A 16,339-nucleotide genomic window follows, 5' to 3' on the forward strand; every position below is an offset into this window, starting at 1 on the left:
CACGTTAGGGTAAAAAGAAGTCTGTGGCAGGTTGATTGACTAAAGCAAGAAATTCTTTAGTCAGGAGCCAATTATTACCAAACCTGTGGCGGCTTTCAGGAGTAAGATCCGGGCCTAGCTGTTGATATCCCGAACCCAGCCGAATATGGCCTCGTTGCTGGCCGCATTGTTGAAAGTGAGCTGGAGTCAACCTGAAATATCATTATCAAATGAATTGGTGGCTTGATCCTGGTGAGTGTCATACATCCATTCTCCAATCACTCCGAGATCCATTTACGAATCCAGAAACCGGATAGGGGTCAGACCTTAATGAGATTAGCGCCGATGTCTTTGTAGGAATCCAGGGAGCGTTGGTGGCAGGTGAGAACCAGAACCTGGCGCTGCTGGCTGAAACTATTGAGAATTTCTATGACATGTTTGTCTCTCTCATCATCAAAATTTACAAACACGTCATCCATTATTGCTGGGAGTGGTTCAGAACGGGTTTCATACTCATCGATTAAACCCAGTCGCATGGCAAGATAAAGTTGTTCCCGCGTTCCCCGGCTCATTTCGAGAACCCCTTTTCTCTGATGCCGGTCATTTTCAATCAAGACCTCATCCTGATCAATGGTTTTGATGATTCGGTGATAACTGCCCCCGGTGATTTGGGCAAAAAGGCCTTCTGCTGAGCGGATCACTCCAGGTTGTCGGGTTTTTTCGTATTCTTGCTTGGCGGAATCGAGAAGAACCAGAGCTCCTTTATATGCAGCCCATTCACGGGCCAAAGATTGCAATTGTTGCTTCATGGTTTCAAGTTCCGTTTGTTTTGCAAGCAGATCGTTATTGGTAGATAATTTTTCAATCTCATTTAAGGTTTCACCTATATCTTGCAATAGCTGTTCACGGTTTGCATGTTGTTCATCCAGCTCAACTTTTATTCTGCTAAGCTTTTGCTTGGTTTCTTCAAAAGGCGAGGATTGGATGGCATTCACAAACTTTTCAAAATGTTCTCCCAGCCCTATATTTGATTGTATGATTCCTTTTTTCTGAAAGATTGTTTCTTCTAAAGATTTTTTCATTTCCATGATCGATTGCTTACTCATAAAATCCATTGAATCTTTCGCGCCAGCTGACTGGATATACTTTGTAAGATCGTCAGAAAGTTTTTCGTAATGGTTTTCAAGGTTTTTGAGTTTGTCGGTTTGGCTTTTATATTGAATTTCCAGCAAGTTGTTCTTTTCACGTTTGGATTTATGTTCATCAAAAGACTTGCAAATAACTTCAATATTTATATGCAGATCATTTTTTAAAGAGACCCCCGGAACCAGTGATTCGAGAGCTTGAACATTTTCTCTGGCCTGCTCACAGATGGTTTCCATTTGCTGAATTCGTTCATCCAGTCTTGACCGTTGAGCGATCATGTTTTTAATCTGTCGAGCTGTATTTGCAATATTTTTGGTGGTGATTGGGGCGATACTTGAGTCAAGGTTTCTGTCTGTCAGCCACTGTCGCCAATCCTCGAACTTGTCGTCCAGCTCTTTTTGTTTTTGTTCATATTGGCGGGAAAGGTTTTTCTCAGCCAGATCTTCTTTGCTGAAATCATTTTTGCTCTTCAATGTTTTCTTAAAAAGGAAAATACCTCCTGCAATAAGAACCATTGCTACTATTAATAGGGGGATATTCATAAAGTATCCACCAAGGATCACTCCCAGCAGTCCTGTTGCCGTGAAACCGTAATAGAACAATTTTAACCATTCCGGGATATTCCAGCCTTCTGACATTTTTTCAGCTTTTGTCCTGCGATGACTTTCAAGCCTGTCTTGATACAGAGCTTTTTCTTTTCTCAGGCTTTCAAAACTGTCATAAAACTCTTCTATTTGGCCCTTTTCTGCCTCGGTTAAGTCAAAAGTCATCACAGATTCTTCATTCCAGTTCCTGTCAATGGACTTGATTTCTTCGGCAATTTGCATATCCAGATCTTCCCGCTCGAAGCGAACTCTATCCAGATCTTGCGAAACTGATAAAACGGATTGTATAGATTGTTGCAGTCGATTGACAATTTCTTCATGCTTTAACAGTTCATGGTTTACGGTCAGGGCTTCTCGGTTATCTTTTATTGTTTGTAGGGCAGACTCTTCTTCTTCAATGCGAAGGAACAGATTTTTCTTTTCCGTTTTCATGCTTTCAAAAGTCTTCAGTCCGTTTTCAGGGAACTGGGAAATGTCTTCAAGAGTCTCTAGTTTATTTTGTGCTTCCAGGTACTGGATAGTATCTTCGTAAAGCCTGACTTGTGTTTCCAGGGTTCGTTTTCCCGACTCAAGATCCTCCAGGGAATTTTGCACTTTGACTTTTTCCTTCAACATCCTGTTATGTTTTTCTTGGAGCTCATCAAAGAGTGACAGGTTTTTCTGTATTTGTAATATGTCAAGTTCCGCGACTTTGATTTTTTCCATCAAAGCGCCCATTTGTGAGGAGCCACGAGGTCGAAAAATTTGTGTGCAATACGATTCGATTTCTTTTTCTATGTCTTTAAGCGAAATATTCCCCAGTCCGAGTCCTGCGCCATATATGCGGCTTTTGACTTCTTCGCTGTTAAGAGTGTTGAAGTCATGCAGTTCATCGATCGTGAAAGCATAAATATTTCGGTAAATATCTTTTGAGGCATTTCCAAGAAGATGGTTTAAAACAGTTTGACCTTGCAGGACTTCGCTGGGGGTTGAAACCCTGACATTGCCTCCATGAGCTCCCGGGCTTCTTGATATGATCAAATCTTCACTGTTCTGCAGCACGACTTTTAAACTTCCACCGAGTGAACCTCCAGAAACAGGAGTATATAGGTTGGTTTTTTCTTTTTTAGTCGGAAAACCGAAAAGGATACGCCGTATAAATTCCAGCAGTGTTGTTTTCCCAAATTCATTTTTTCCATAAATGATATTGATTCCGGGTGTTAGCCCGGTGATTCGTTTATTAGAAAAAATTCCAAAGCCGTCTATATGAATTTCGCGTAATTGCATTACTTCCCTTATTGGTTTTCGCGGTTGACCAGTTGATCAAGTGCCAGGTTGCGTGCTTTTATAGTGATGCTTTCAATATCCCGGTCACTCTCTAAATATTTTCTGCCTGCCCATGATTCGAATACGGGCTTTATAGCTTCTTGAATTTTACTTTGTAACTCCTTGCTCTGACCTTCTCCACAAAGACTTAACAGGTCGGCGACAAAATCTTTTCCTTCTTTTAATGATTCAATGTCATAAGTGCCAGCCGTTTGGGAGGAAAGATCTACCAGAATCCAGGGCGAATGGACTTCAAAGAAGGTATTGATTTCTTCCTCTAAAGTCTTGAGCGTTCCGGGTTTTTGTAGCTCATTATGTATTGTAGTTCTCCCGGTTAAAACCATACGGGTTACAAGGCCTTCATGAGTCATAGATGCTTTGGCAAGCTCTTCCACTTTAAGCTGCATCGCTCTCAATACTTCAGTAATGCTGGCGGCGCTGCTGACATCAACGTCAGCAGAACGATAGCTCACTACATCGGTGGGAACGAATCTTATATTTGCGGGTGCCTTAGAGTGCAGGGTGACGAGGCAACAACCTTTTGGGCCCGCTTCCTTTAAATGTCTTGCCTGGGTGTTTCCTGAATAAACAACGCATGGATTATTTTCACGTAGAATTTTGAAATCGTGCACGTGCCCCAGAGCCCAGTAATCAAAATTACTGGTTATTAAATCTTGTAAGTTACATGGAGCATAGTTGTCATGCCCGGGGTGTTGCCCGACATTCGTGTGCAGGAGACCGATTGTAAAACCCTGGTCATTTTCTTTTTTGAACTTTATTGCGAGATTCTCGTTCACTTCTTTTTGTGGATAGCTGATTCCGTATACCCAGGCAAGAGTTTTTCCTTCCTTGATAACAGGGAGGCGCTCTACTTTGTTCCCAGGAAAAATATTGGTGTTCTCTGGCCAGTCCATTGTATGAGACCAGCTGTTAGACGGGTCATGATTGCCATGCACAATAAATGAAGGAATCCCTTTCTGGGACAACTCCAGAAGACCTCGTCGAAACTTTAATTGTGCCTGTAAACTTCGATCTGCCCCATCGAAAATATCTCCGGCAATAAGAACGGCATCAACTTTTTCGTCTACAGCGAGTTTTACGATATTATTGAATGATTGAAAGGTGGACTCCCGAAGACGCTGAGAGATTGAAGGCATTTGAGAAGCCAGGCCTTTGAAGGGGCTGTCAATATGAAGATCGGAGCAATGGATAAATCTAAAAGACGTCATATAGAATTATTTCAGGCTTAATAAGGCCAGACATGCTCTGGGCTGAATAGTGTAAGTTATTTAACTTCAATAGTATAGCCTATGCGCTTTTTGGCCTCAACGACTTTCTTGAGGTTTGCGTTCGCTAAAGTAATAATCGTAAGAGTTGGAACGGAATGAGCCGAGCATCATCCTAAATAATTATGGAATATCGTCGGTTTGGAAAAACAGAAGAAAAAATATCGGTAATTACTCTTGGAGGAATGCGTTTTAAACATGGGTGGAATCCACCTCGCACGTATCTTCCTGCTGAATCAGTACAAAATTGTATTGAAATCACACGGCAGGCTCTGAAACTTGGTATCAATCATATTGAAACGGCGCATGGATATATGAAGAGTGAAAACCTGTTTGGGGTTGCGTTGAAGGAATTGGGTGTGCCTCGCGAGAGTTTCAAGATGATGACCAAGGGAGCTCCGATGACAGGAGATGAAACTCGCGCACTGGTTGAAGAACAATTGAACAGTCTGCAACTGGACTATATTGATTTTTATGGATGGCATGGGATCAATAATGCAGAAAGACTGAAGGCTGCGGTTAAGCCGGGAGGACCGGTGGAGGTTTTACATAAACTACGGGAGGAGGGAATCATCCGGCACATAGGCTTCTCCACGCATGGTCCTCTGGATGTTATTATGCAAGCATTGAATACGGATCTTTTTAGCTTCATGAATCTGCATTTTTATTATTTTTTTCAGCGTAACCAGGAGGCGGTGCGATTGGCGGGACAGAAGGATATTGGCGTGTTCATCATCTCTCCTAATGAAAAGGGTGGCTTGTTGTGGAAACCTTCTCGAAAAGTTGAGGAAACCTGTCACCCTTTAACAGCTATCCAGTTTAATGGACAATTCTGCTTGAGCTATCCTGAGGTCACGACTTTAAGCATGGGGATTCATGAGCCAGAGCATTTCCATCAAAACCTTTCGATCTTGAACGGGGATGACTATATATCGCCAGAGACCCGTATTCTTCAGGAAAAGATGGATAATCTTCTTTCTAATACATCTGAACTATGTACTCTATGCTCGGAATGTTTGCCTTGTCCCGAAGAGATTAATATTCCCGAAGTGCTGCGTTTTCGAAATTTGCTGGAAGCCTACGACATGGTGGATTACGGAAAGTTTCGATACAACATGTTTGAAGGTGAAGGACATTGGTTCCCGGGGAACTTTGCTTCAAAATGTACCGAATGTGGAGATTGTTTGGAGCGTTGTCCTGAAAAGTTGGAAATTCCTAAATTATTGAAGCAAACCCATAAAGACTTATTTGACCGAAATTCCTGGGTTAAGAATAAGGCTTTCCAATTAGCAGCTTCGTTCGCTAAATTTTTTCGTAAATTTATTTCAGGTCTTACTTGATTTAGATTGGATTTCAGCGAGCAGAACCTAATGTGTCAGTATGGCGATAAACCTTTAGTATGTATGCATATTCAGTATCTGGGAGTTCCTGAACAATTTTAATCATATCAGGAAGTGCATTTTTCAAAGCATCCACAAGCTTTGGCTTTTTTTAATTTTAACTAGCTTGCAATCTAATAAATAGGTTATGCCGATTACTTTAAATGGTTTCAGGTTGGGTTTTTTGAGAGGCTTCGCAGGAGTCCAAAAGCTTTTGGGAATTTCGATAGGTATCGTCTTTTTTCAAAACCTCTTTCAAAAGCGGTATGGCTTTCTGGCATTTCAGGAGTTTGGTATAAACGTCAGCCATGATGAATTGAAGGTGAATTTCATCAGGGTCAATCAGACTATAACGATTTCCATACATGATCACTTCTTTGACTTCACCCAGGCCTCGATAGCTGATAACGATGCTTTGTAAAAGTTTAAGGTTCATGGGGTCTTCTTCCAGAGACTTGAGAGTGTATTCCAATGATTTCAGGTACTCCTGTTTCATGTTGTAAAATTCTGCGGCAGAGTGTTTGAGGGCTTTGTCGTCGGGGTTTTGTTCTGTTTGTTTAAGAAGATTGATCAAGCCAATTTCCCGCATTACGGTTCCCATTTGACTTGGGTCATTTTTAGCGGTGCTTTGAAAATGATCCAGCGCTTTTTCCTTTTCTCCCATTTCAAGAAGATTGTAACCCATATATAAATGTGCATAACTCAGGTTAGGATTTTTCTCCAGGACCATTTTTAGAAAGCCGACACTTTTTTCGTATTCGCCAATTTGATAATAGCTATGGCCCAGGTTGAGAAGGTTTCCAAAATTATCGGGATTTTGTTCCACTTGTTCAAGCAGTCGGGCTATCTGTTCTTTGCCAGCTTGTAAATGGTAGCGAACAAGATTATTGTCCTCTATCATATTCAGGGCTTCTAACAACTGCCCCCTGTTGCTGTACATCACACCACGCTGGTAAAGGTTCATTGCATCGTAATACGGCTTCAACGTCATTCTGTCTGTTTCTGACAGGTTATCCACATAATTGGCTATCTGATCAAAAGTGGCCCTGTTGAACACATATTTTTCCCTTCCAGAGACATCTATTACATTTCCCAGGTCCAGGTAAAACTCAATGGAAGGGTGGTTGTCAGTTATAAGCGGGTGGCCTTTCCCTAGGGTTTTAACCTGTTCATCCAGGAGCCAGATATTGCTGAGGAAGGAAAAAATATTTGGAATTTCAATATCGGCTAAAGCTTTTTTAATTTCGGGTTCTTCCAGGCGGGTTTTTAACTTTTCAAAGTCTATCTTAATAGGTTGGTCAGAGCCTATAATAAGAATCTCATTTGCGACCGACATCCACCCCATGGTGTATGGAAAAACGGAGCTAAAGGTTTTGAAGTGCATATCCACTTCTTTCTCTCCCTGGCTATGCAAAGGGATCCATTGAGCGGCAATTCCTCCCGGTTTTAAACGTTTTTTCTGGAGCTCGTAATATTCCCGGGTATACAAATTTACTGTGAATGCGGTGCGTGGGGGCGGTGGTTCGGACGTGATGACATCGTAACGTTTGTGTGTGGTCAATAGATGGTTTCTGCCATCCTGAATAACAAAGTTTATTTTTGGATTATGTAATGCGCTATGATTCTGGTCGGCAAACATTTCTCCCGCATTAATGACACTTTTAGAAAGCTCCAGGCTGTCTACAGTTTTGACTCGTGGGTGCAATCCTGCCGCGCCGGTAGTTTGGCCGGTTCCAAAACAGACCACTAGAACGTCATCGGGCTTGTCCACCAAGAGAATAGGAACGTGCGCGAATAACTTCATATAACGTGTTGCGATCAGGTTGGAGGCAGACATTGAAATGCCATTTGTGATCAGCCGTTTAGCGGTTGGATCCAGAATTCCATAATCATCTTTGAAAACAGCTACGGTATCGGAGAGGCCTTCCTCAAAATAAATCAACTTTTTGAGATTGCGTTTTCCGGCACTGTCGCGCATGAAAAACGGGTTCAATAGATCATAGGGGATGGCCATGTTGATAAACAGGACCAAGGCCACAAACACGACGGTCAGCCCTTTACGCACTGCTTGGCCCATGTAATCGCCGGTGCGGAACAGTAAAACCGTGGTCAGAAGATTCAAGGTGGCAACCAGAGTCAGGCTCACCTGGGATCCCAGTTTGGGTAAAAATAAAAAACCTGCGCACAGCGATCCAAAGATTGCTCCCAGGGTATTTGCCGAATATATCTGGCCGGTGGCTTTCCCTACATTTTGATGGCCTCCTGAAACAACTTTTATTAACAGGGGAAAACACATGCCCAATAAAAGTGTGGGAACAAGCATGAGTCCTGCGGAGTCCTTGAAATAACGTAAAAATGCGTCTGTAGGTTGTGTCAGGTTATATCCGTTCCAGGGAGAGGATAGGATTGATTCGATCCCGTAAAGTGAACCGATGACGTATAGACCTGTGCTTGCCTGAAGTACTATTAAAGCTGTCCGGATATTATGGATTCGCGACGAAAGTGGAATTAAAAGCAGGCTTCCTAAAAATATTCCCAAAAGAAAAACCGTAAGCATCATGCTGAATGAATAAACAGTGCTTGCGATACTGAATACTAAAAGGCGAGTCCATAATACTTCGTAAGCCAGTGCTGTGAATCCACATATAAAGCTTATGGTTACCCATAACTTTTGATCTGAGTTCAGGTTCAACTGTGGAATGCGTATAGGGGGAAGCCAAAACTTCCAATTGGCGCCTGGGGAACCTTCAAGATAAATGCTCAATGCGCTGAGTCCTATTAACAAATTTGCTCCAGCTGCCAAAAGGACTGTTTGCAGAACCCCAAACGTTCCCATAAGAAAGAATCCAGTTATCAGGCAACCCAATGCGGCACCAAGAGTATTGAGGGCATAGAGCAGGCTAATCTGAGCTTCCATTTTATTGTCATCTGTGACGCAGTATTTGCTGATAATTGGCAGTGTAGCTCCCATGAATGTAGTGGGAATAAGCATCATGCCAAAGGAAAACAATATTTTTATAAAATTTTGCAAGGGCACCGATTCGGGAATGAAACTGTGCAGGGAAGCATAGAACTCAGAAAAATTTGCGAATAAGAGTGAGAGCAATGCACCACTGGCAAAAATCAGGATTTCAATCCAGCCGTATGCAAGCAGGGCTGAAGAGGCATTCCCACTTGAATTTGAACCGTTTGTTTCGTGTAACCGGTCAATAGCATGGCCAAAAAGATAACTGCCGAGACCTAAACCTGCCATGAATGCGGCCAGCACAACCGATACTGAAAATACGGTGTGGCCGAATACAAGTGTCAGCATTCTTGTCCAGACAATTTCATAGGTCAGGGCGGTAATGCCGGAAATAAAAAACAAAAAATAAACTATTCGGGATTGTCGCATATCGGGTCAGTTGCTTTTGAATATGGGCGGATTATGAAAAAACTTCAAATTAATTGACATTATCCTGAGGTTCAAGTAGTTTTTAAGTAGGCCTTTATAAAATCAGAGCTTGATATATTCAACCCTTTTACATGAAGGGAATTGTGTAGCCTTTGATTTATTGGTTTGATCTTATAATACAATCTTTTTAATAATACATGTAAAACTTTCAACCTTTTGGTTTATTTATGGGAACCGGAGAAATAAAAATCGCTGATGTCGACCACCCCTATGCTAGGGAAAATGGTGTTGAATGGGCAGAGGAAGCCTGGGAGAGGGTTAAGCACGCTCCGGAGTTTGTGCGTCCGGGAATACGCAAGCTGATGGTGCAACGTTGCGTTAAGAGAGGTTTTAAAATAGTGACTTCTGATTACCTGACCGAAATAAGAAATGAGTCCATGATGCTTGTTTCGAAAAGGGTCAAAGGCTTCGGGTTTGAAGAGTTGACGATGGATGCCTTTGATGTGGCTAAGGACAAAATGCGCCAGAGCCCACGTAAGGTGGAAGTGATAGAGGAGATAGAAGACTTTCTCTCCCTGCGCACTGAGAAAAAAGACGATATCGTTGAAAAATTTAAAAACTATATGGAAGTTGCTACTCCCCAGGGTATGCCTTGGAGCAAAGGGGCGCTTGAAAAAATGGAGAAGGTTCCACCCTTTGTTCTGGGTATGGCTAAACAAACCATCGAGGGTAGAGCACGTCAGCGTGGTGATAAGATGATCACGCCCGCTATCATTGATGAGGTTTTTACCAATATTATGCCCGCATCCGCTAAAGAAGCTATGGGTATGGAAATTACCGAAGAAGACCTCAAACGCGATGAGCAGATAGAACAGGAAAAGGAAGAAGCTGTTGAAGTTTCTCTTAAGTGGGAAGATGACGCTTTGGAAAAGGTCTCTCGAATTCCGATTCCTTTCATTCGTAATATGGCAGTTAAGCGTATTGAGCAAGAGGTTTCTAAAGAAGGAAAAGAAGTAGTAACGCTCCAGTTATTTGAAAAATATCGATTCACTTTTTAATATTGAGGTTGCTATGGCTACAGAAATAAATTGGGTGTATCCAATGGGTTTGGGGATTTTGGGGTCGTTGGTTCTGTTTTTCCTGAACAATCGTGTTCCTGTTAGACAAAAGTATCAAAGGAGAACGCGAAAATAAAAGTAAACGGGTAAATGTTAATTTATTTCGGATAATTGGGTGTTTGCAATATAGAGCAATACCTGACTGAATTTGATTTTGGATGCCTTCCTTAAAAATAGGAAGGCATTTTTTTTAAAGCTCTTATAAATCACTTCCAGAAACACTTTGAATATCACTGAAAAAAAAGATTTGCAGGATAACATTCCTCCGGGAAGGTTGTTTTGTTTTGGCTTGGGTTTTGCTGCAAGAGCCTTAGCCGAAAAGCTTGTTTCTCAAGGGTGGAGTGTCTCAGGAACAGTTCGGGATGGGCAAAATGAAAGCCTGCCATCAACTTTATCAGCTATTAATTTTGATGGCACACATTCTTCGATAGAAGTTTCTAAGGCAATTTCCAATGCCACGCATCTATTAATAACTATACCTCCACAACCCTCTGGGGATGTGATTCTTGAAAAGTTTGCCGAAGAAATTACTGCTGCCGCCAATATTCAATGGATCGGATATATATCTTCAACGGGTGTTTATGGTGATGCTCATGGTGAATGGGTGGATGAGTCTTCACCATTATTGGCAACGACAGAGCGTAATCGCCAACGCGTAGAAGTTGAGTCAGCCTGGATCAAACTGGGAAAGGAACAGGGGTTGCCAGTGATGATTTTTCGTTGTGTCGGAATTTATGGGCCGGGCAGGAACCTGCTGGTTTCTGTAAAGGAGGGACGCGCCAGGCGCATTGATAAGCCTGGCCTTGTTTTTTCACGTGTGCACTCTGAAGATCTTGCGCAAACATTAGCAGCCTCTATGAAAAATCCCCAGCCTGGAGAAGTTTATAATGTCAGTGATGATTGTCCTTGTCCTCCAGCGGAGGCGGTGGAGTTTGCCTGTGGTTTGTTGGGAGTCGAACCGCCGCCGCTTGTGCCTTATGAGAAGGCGGTACTTTCTTCAATGGCAAAGGGTTTTTATATGGCCAACAAAAGAGTTTCAAACGAAAAAATCAAAAAAGAACTTGGGGTGAACCTGCTATATCCAGATTACCGTTCTGGTTTGAAATCTTTGCTTGAAGATTTTTAATGGGTCGCTCTGATCTAAAGTCCCGTTGGGTAGTCGAGGAATTCACTGGCAATGCCGAACTTTTGCTCTAAATGCAGACCCACCGATTTCACTCCTCCCGTCTCAGTGGCATAATGGCCGGCAAACAGTAAAATACAGTTTCCCTCAATAGCTTCATGGTAGTGATGGTTCGCGCCTTCGCCAGTGATATAGGCATCAAGTCCTTCACGGCTGGCTTGCTGGACTATATCCGCGGCGCCACCGGTTACCAGTCCGACAGTCTCAATCTCTCCTTCACCTATGACTTTGACGGGTGATCCAAGTTTCTCCTGTAATTCATGGGCAAGTTCTTCAGCGGATTTTTTGTGAACCGTTCCCTTTAAACCAATCTTAATGCCACCATATTCGCCAAACGGTTCTAGGTGTTCCATCCCGATCAAATCAGCCAGAGCCCGGTTGTTGCCCAGCACCGGATGCAGGTCGAGAGGAATGTGTGCCGCATACAAACCCAGGTTGGCGCTTATCATGGAAGAGATTTTTTCATAAAAAGGACCACGAAGCGGTAGCAGTCCACCCCAGAAAATTCCATGATGCACAAACAACATCTGGCAGTTCTTTTCTATGGCCAGATCAATGGTGGCCTGACACAAGTCTACAGCAAGCCCAATTTTTTTTATTTCACCTGTATTTTGAACCTGTAATCCATTCAGGGCGTTAGGTGAATCGTTAATGGATGAGATATCCAAAAGGTTGTCGAGATAGTTGCTGAGTTGTAGAATGTCCATGATCGAAATTATAACTTCCAATGGGTTCTTGAGGCAATATTGATCAACTTTATTTTAAGAAACATTTGGCAGAGGATTATTCTGCTGATATTTATCTCAATCATTTCACACTCGGTGATTCACCTGGCTCCCGGAGAACCGGCTTTGGTGGATCCTTCCAACCCGAGAATGAAAGCGGAAGATATCCAGCGTATTCGGGCCGCGTACCATTTGGATGAACCTCTTCACATACAATATGTATATTGGGTTAGAGACCTTTTTACGGGAGAACTCAAGTCTTTTAAGGATAATCAGCCGGTATTAACTAAAATCTGGGACAGGTTTCTCAATTCCGTTCCCTTATTCATTGTTAGTAGTTTGATTATTTGGTTTCTGGCCTTTCCAATTGGAATTAAAGCGGCCATAAACAGGAACTCTGATTTTGATAGAACCAGCACTTTTATTTCTTATGCGCTGATATCTTTTCCAGGATACTTCCTGGCTTATCTCCTTATCATTTTCATGGTCAAAACTTTTGATGTTCCTGTTATCGGCATGAGAACCTTTGGGTTGGAAGAAGCTCCGCTATTGTTTAAATCCATGGATCGAGTTTGGCATTTGACGCTTCCCGCATTGATCTCGGCAGTAGGGGGCATGGCTGTATTATCGCGCTACGTCCGTTCACAAATGCTGGAGGTGATTCATCAGGACTACATGCGCACTGCGCGGGCCAAGGGACTTCCTGAAGATCAGGTGATCTATCGTCATGGACTGCGAAACGCACTTCTTCCATTCATCACAATGTTTGGTCTGATGATTCCGGGTCTGATCGGAGGATCGGTTATATTTGAAACCATTTTTGCCTGGCCGGGGATGGGGCGACTGGGATATGAGGCTATTTTGGCGAGGGATTTCCCCGTAATTCTGACGCTGACTTTTTTTTCAGCCATACTGGTTTTGTTGGGAACATTGATTTCTGACATTCTTTATGGAGTGGCTGATCCACGAATAAAATTTTAGGCAAAAATTATGAACGAACAAATCGCCGACGCACTGCCACCTTCTAAAGGATTATTTCAGGAGCGTTGGACTATTCTCAAACGCAACCGCATGGCTTATGCCAGTTTTTGGTTTTTAATCATGTTATTTTTACTCGCAATAGTGGGTAAGGTTTTAACTCAGGATATAGTTGTGTTTAATCCTAAAACAGTGCGGTTGTCAGAAAAGTTTTTGCCACCACTCACTCCATACACGAGCAAGGTCTCTACCGGGGATGACGCGCCTGCCTTGGGGATGTATTTGTTGGGCACCGACGAATTGGGAAGGGATGTGTTTGCCCGGATGATTGAGGGGAGCTTTGTATCTCTAACCGTCGGCTTTGTCGCTGTGGGAATATCGCTGACGGTAGGAATATTTTTTGGTGGTCTGGCAGGTTTTTATGGCAGGGTGAAACTGGGCTTCGTCACGGTCGATACGCTCATCATGCGTTTTGTAGATATTATGCTTTGTTTCCCCAGCTTCTTCCTGATTCTGACCGTGGTCGCGCTGCTTCCTCCTAGTATTTACAACATAATGATTGTGATTGGTTTGACAAGTTGGATGGGAATAGCACGATTTGTCCGGGCAGAGTTTCTGGCTCTCCGGGAACAGGATTTCGTGATCGCTGCCAAAAGCCAGGCTATTCCCGAGTGGCGCATTATTTTTATTCATATGGTACCAAATGCTATAGCTCCTGTTCTGGTTTCAGCGACCATTGGTGTGGCTACGGCCATTCTGACCGAATCCGCTTTAAGTTTTCTGGGTTTTGGTGTGCAACCCCCGGACGCTACCTGGGGAAATATCATGGCGGATGGCAAGACATTTTTGTTCGACGCTCCCTGGCTGATGTTTATTCCCGGATTCACCATCCTCTTTGTCGTGCTGGCTTTCAACCTTTGTGGTGAAGGGTTGAGGGAAGCATTCAATCCTAAACTCAGATCAACTCCTTAAAGGCATGGCGTCCAGTGATTTTTGTCGAGCAGGTTAGTAAACAATTTGGTTCAAAAATATTGTTTCAGAATGTCAGCTTCCATTTGCGTCAGGGAGAAAAGGTGGGGCTGGTGGGGGAAAACGGTACAGGCAAGACCACTTTCTTTCAAGTGATAACAGGAGGCGCGATGCCGGATCAGGGCAAGGTAACACTGCGAAAGGGATTGCGCCTGGGTTTACTGGAACAGGAAATGGAAGGCGGTAGCGAAACCGTTCTTGAAAGGGTGGTGCTTGGAGATCCACATTTCTTCAAGGTGAAAACCGAAATGGAGAGGTTGGAGTCGGATCAGACTTTCCATGAACGATATGGGGAGCTGCAACACGAGTTTGAACGCTTAGGGGGTTATGACCGGGAAGCCAGGGCAAAAATCATTCTTCAGGGACTGGGGTTTAAATCCGGACAATGGGATCAACCTCTTGACCGGTTGTCAGGTGGCTGGAGAATGCGGTGTGAGCTTTCGCGCTTGTTGTTGCAAAGTCCTGATATTTTATTGCTGGATGAACCGTCGAACCACCTGGACCTGAAGTCTGTTGTATGGCTGGAGGATTTTCTGAAATCCTATGAAGGCAGTGTCCTGATTATTTCTCATGACCGCAGGTTTTTAAATTCCCTGGTGAGCCGGATCATTGAACTCGACCGCGGGTCGCTTTCAGTTTATACCGGAAATTATGACGACTACGAAAAACAGAAGCAGGATAAGGCAGCATTGCTGGAGTCCCAGGCCGCAAATCAAAGCCGAAAAATTGCGGAAGTCGAACGTTTTATTGAAAGGTTCCGAGCCAAAAATACCAAGGCAACTCAGGTGCAAAGCCGAATAAAAATGCTGGACAAGTTGGAGCGGGTACAAACGGTGCAGGGCACAAAGGCGATTCACTTCCGTTTCCCTCAGCCTGTGAGAACGGGGCGAAATGTTTTGGAGGTTAAAGAAGTCAATAAGGCGTATGGAGATCTCAAGGTTTATGAAAATTTTTCTATCAATCTTGAAAGAGGATGGAAGGTGGCCTTGGTGGGAGAAAATGGGGCGGGAAAATCCACCCTTTTAAAACTGATGGCAGGTGTGCTGCCGCCTGATGAGGGAGAAATCAAACTTGGAGCAAACGTTACAAGATCTTATTTTGCACAGCATCAGGCAGAGACATTGAATTATAGCCACACGGTTTTTCAATCTCTGGAAGAATCTGCTCCCGGGCTTTTGCTCACTGAGAAACGGAATATTCTTGGCGCATTTTTGTTTGCCGGTGATGATGTAGAAAAGAAAGTTTCCGTCTTATCGGGAGGAGAGCGTTCCCGGCTGGCTCTGGCAAGAATGCTTTGTGGCGGAGGGTCATCAAAAAGTGGTAATGCCACTACACAAGCTCCTCCTTCCCTGATTCTGTTTGATGAGCCGACGAACCATCTCGATATGAGATCGCGGGAACATTTAGCGGCGGTGCTCTCTGACTACGAGGGAAGTCTTGTGATCATCTCCCATGACCGGTTTTTTCTGGATGGCTTTATCAACCGCGTCTGGGAGGTGGATGGTGGAGAGGTTAAGGACTACCCGGGACATTATAGCGATTATGAGTGGGCTAAATCCAAAGAGGTGCAAGGTGTTGAGGCGTCAGATAAAGTTGTAAGAGAGCCTTCGTCATCACAGTTAAATAAGGAAAGGAAAAAAAAGGAAGCCGAAGAAAGAAACCAGCGTTATCAAAACCTGAAACCTTTGCAGACAAGATTGGTGGAGGTGGAGTCAAGACTGGAGACTTTAATGCAAACGAATGAGGATATCCAGTCACGGCTTGCAGAAACCTCCATATATGAGAACGATCAAAAATCCCGTTTGCTGGAAACTTTAGAAGAACAGAAAGCACTTAAGGCTGAAGAAAAAATTCTGATGCGGGAATGGGATGAACTGACCATTAAGATAGAGCGGATTGAGAGTATGGCTGAAAGCGATTCAGGGATTTAACATTCCTTTCCTAAGAAGCCACTCAAGGTCCCTGTCGTTCATGCATGTTGCCAGGTAATGCACCTGGTGCCTGGTCACTTCCCGCTCACCATTCATCCACTCCGAAACGTACTTTCTTAAAGCTTTTTTAGAAGGTTCTTCGCCAGGTGATATAGCTACTGGTTTATTCCCGTGAGATTTCATTTCTTTACTCCGGGTTTGGGTCTGAAATCGACTACACGATAGAAGAACATAACAACAGGCGTGCCAAATGAAAGGTTGGAAGGTGTAAATAGAGTTTT

Annotated in this window: 11 protein-coding genes; 6 read left to right on the forward strand and 5 right to left on the reverse strand. The window is 43.4% G+C overall.

Annotated elements, in window-relative coordinates; all coding sequences use genetic code 11:
* Positions 1-299 precede the first annotated feature (299 nt).
* Together F3741_07335 and F3741_07340 are read right to left on the reverse strand one after the other, a co-directional pair.
* Positions 300-2,996, reverse strand: a complete 2,697-nt coding sequence (locus F3741_07335) for an AAA family ATPase (GenBank protein ID MZG30608.1) — start codon at positions 2,994-2,996, stop codon at positions 300-302.
* Positions 2,997-3,004: 8 nt separating this feature from the next.
* Complete coding sequence (locus F3741_07340) at positions 3,005-4,264, reverse strand: DNA repair exonuclease (GenBank protein MZG30609.1); 1,260 nt, start codon at positions 4,262-4,264, stop codon at positions 3,005-3,007.
* Between the two features lie 182 nt (positions 4,265-4,446).
* Between F3741_07340 and F3741_07345 the strand changes: the two genes are divergently transcribed.
* The gene (locus F3741_07345; GenBank protein ID MZG30610.1) at positions 4,447-5,661 is read left to right on the forward strand and encodes an aldo/keto reductase; all 1,215 of its coding nucleotides are present in this window, start codon (positions 4,447-4,449) and stop codon (positions 5,659-5,661) included.
* Between the two features lie 199 nt (positions 5,662-5,860).
* On the opposite strand, the gene F3741_07350 is transcribed toward F3741_07345, so the two are convergent.
* Complete coding sequence (locus tag F3741_07350; GenBank protein MZG30611.1) at positions 5,861-9,094, reverse strand: tetratricopeptide repeat protein; 3,234 nt, start codon at positions 9,092-9,094, stop codon at positions 5,861-5,863.
* 227 nt (positions 9,095-9,321) lie between these two features.
* Here F3741_07350 and F3741_07355 point away from each other — a divergent pair, with 227 nt between their 5' ends.
* Both F3741_07355 and F3741_07360 read left to right on the forward strand, forming a co-directional pair.
* On the forward strand, positions 9,322-10,152 hold the full coding sequence (locus tag F3741_07355; GenBank protein MZG30612.1) for a hypothetical protein: 831 nt from the start codon (positions 9,322-9,324) through the stop codon (positions 10,150-10,152).
* A 319-nt stretch (positions 10,153-10,471) separates the two neighbouring features.
* Positions 10,472-11,338 (forward strand): SDR family oxidoreductase, encoded by an 867-nt coding sequence (locus tag F3741_07360; GenBank protein MZG30613.1) that lies wholly within the window; start codon positions 10,472-10,474, stop codon positions 11,336-11,338.
* A 14-nt stretch (positions 11,339-11,352) separates the two neighbouring features.
* Here F3741_07360 and F3741_07365 read toward each other — a convergent pair whose 3' ends face one another.
* On the reverse strand, positions 11,353-12,102 hold the full coding sequence (locus F3741_07365; GenBank protein ID MZG30614.1) for a Nif3-like dinuclear metal center hexameric protein: 750 nt from the start codon (positions 12,100-12,102) through the stop codon (positions 11,353-11,355).
* 39 nt (positions 12,103-12,141) lie between these two features.
* On the opposite strand from F3741_07365, the gene F3741_07370 reads away from it, so the two are divergent.
* Genes F3741_07370 through F3741_07380 form a run of 3 tightly spaced genes read left to right on the forward strand, consistent with a single transcriptional unit; the run spans position 12,142 to position 16,058 of the window.
* On the forward strand, positions 12,142-13,101 hold the full coding sequence (locus F3741_07370; protein ID MZG30615.1) for an ABC transporter permease: 960 nt from the start codon (positions 12,142-12,144) through the stop codon (positions 13,099-13,101).
* Positions 13,102-13,110: 9 nt separating this feature from the next.
* Positions 13,111-14,070 (forward strand): ABC transporter permease, encoded by a 960-nt coding sequence (locus F3741_07375; GenBank protein MZG30616.1) that lies wholly within the window; start codon positions 13,111-13,113, stop codon positions 14,068-14,070.
* A 14-nt stretch (positions 14,071-14,084) separates the two neighbouring features.
* Positions 14,085-16,058, forward strand: a complete 1,974-nt coding sequence (locus F3741_07380) for an ABC-F family ATP-binding cassette domain-containing protein (GenBank protein ID MZG30617.1) — start codon at positions 14,085-14,087, stop codon at positions 16,056-16,058.
* On the opposite strand, the gene F3741_07385 is transcribed toward F3741_07380, so the two are convergent.
* A complete protein-coding gene (locus F3741_07385) occupies positions 16,047-16,241 on the reverse strand; it encodes a hypothetical protein (GenBank protein MZG30618.1) in 195 nt (64 codons plus the stop codon). The two genes, F3741_07380 and F3741_07385, sit on opposite strands and share 12 nt — an antisense overlap.
* Between the last annotated feature and the right edge of the window lie 98 nt (positions 16,242-16,339).

The organism is Nitrospinota bacterium, from assembly GCA_009873635.1.
GTDB lineage: Bacteria > Nitrospinota > Nitrospinia > Nitrospinales > VA-1 > LS-NOB.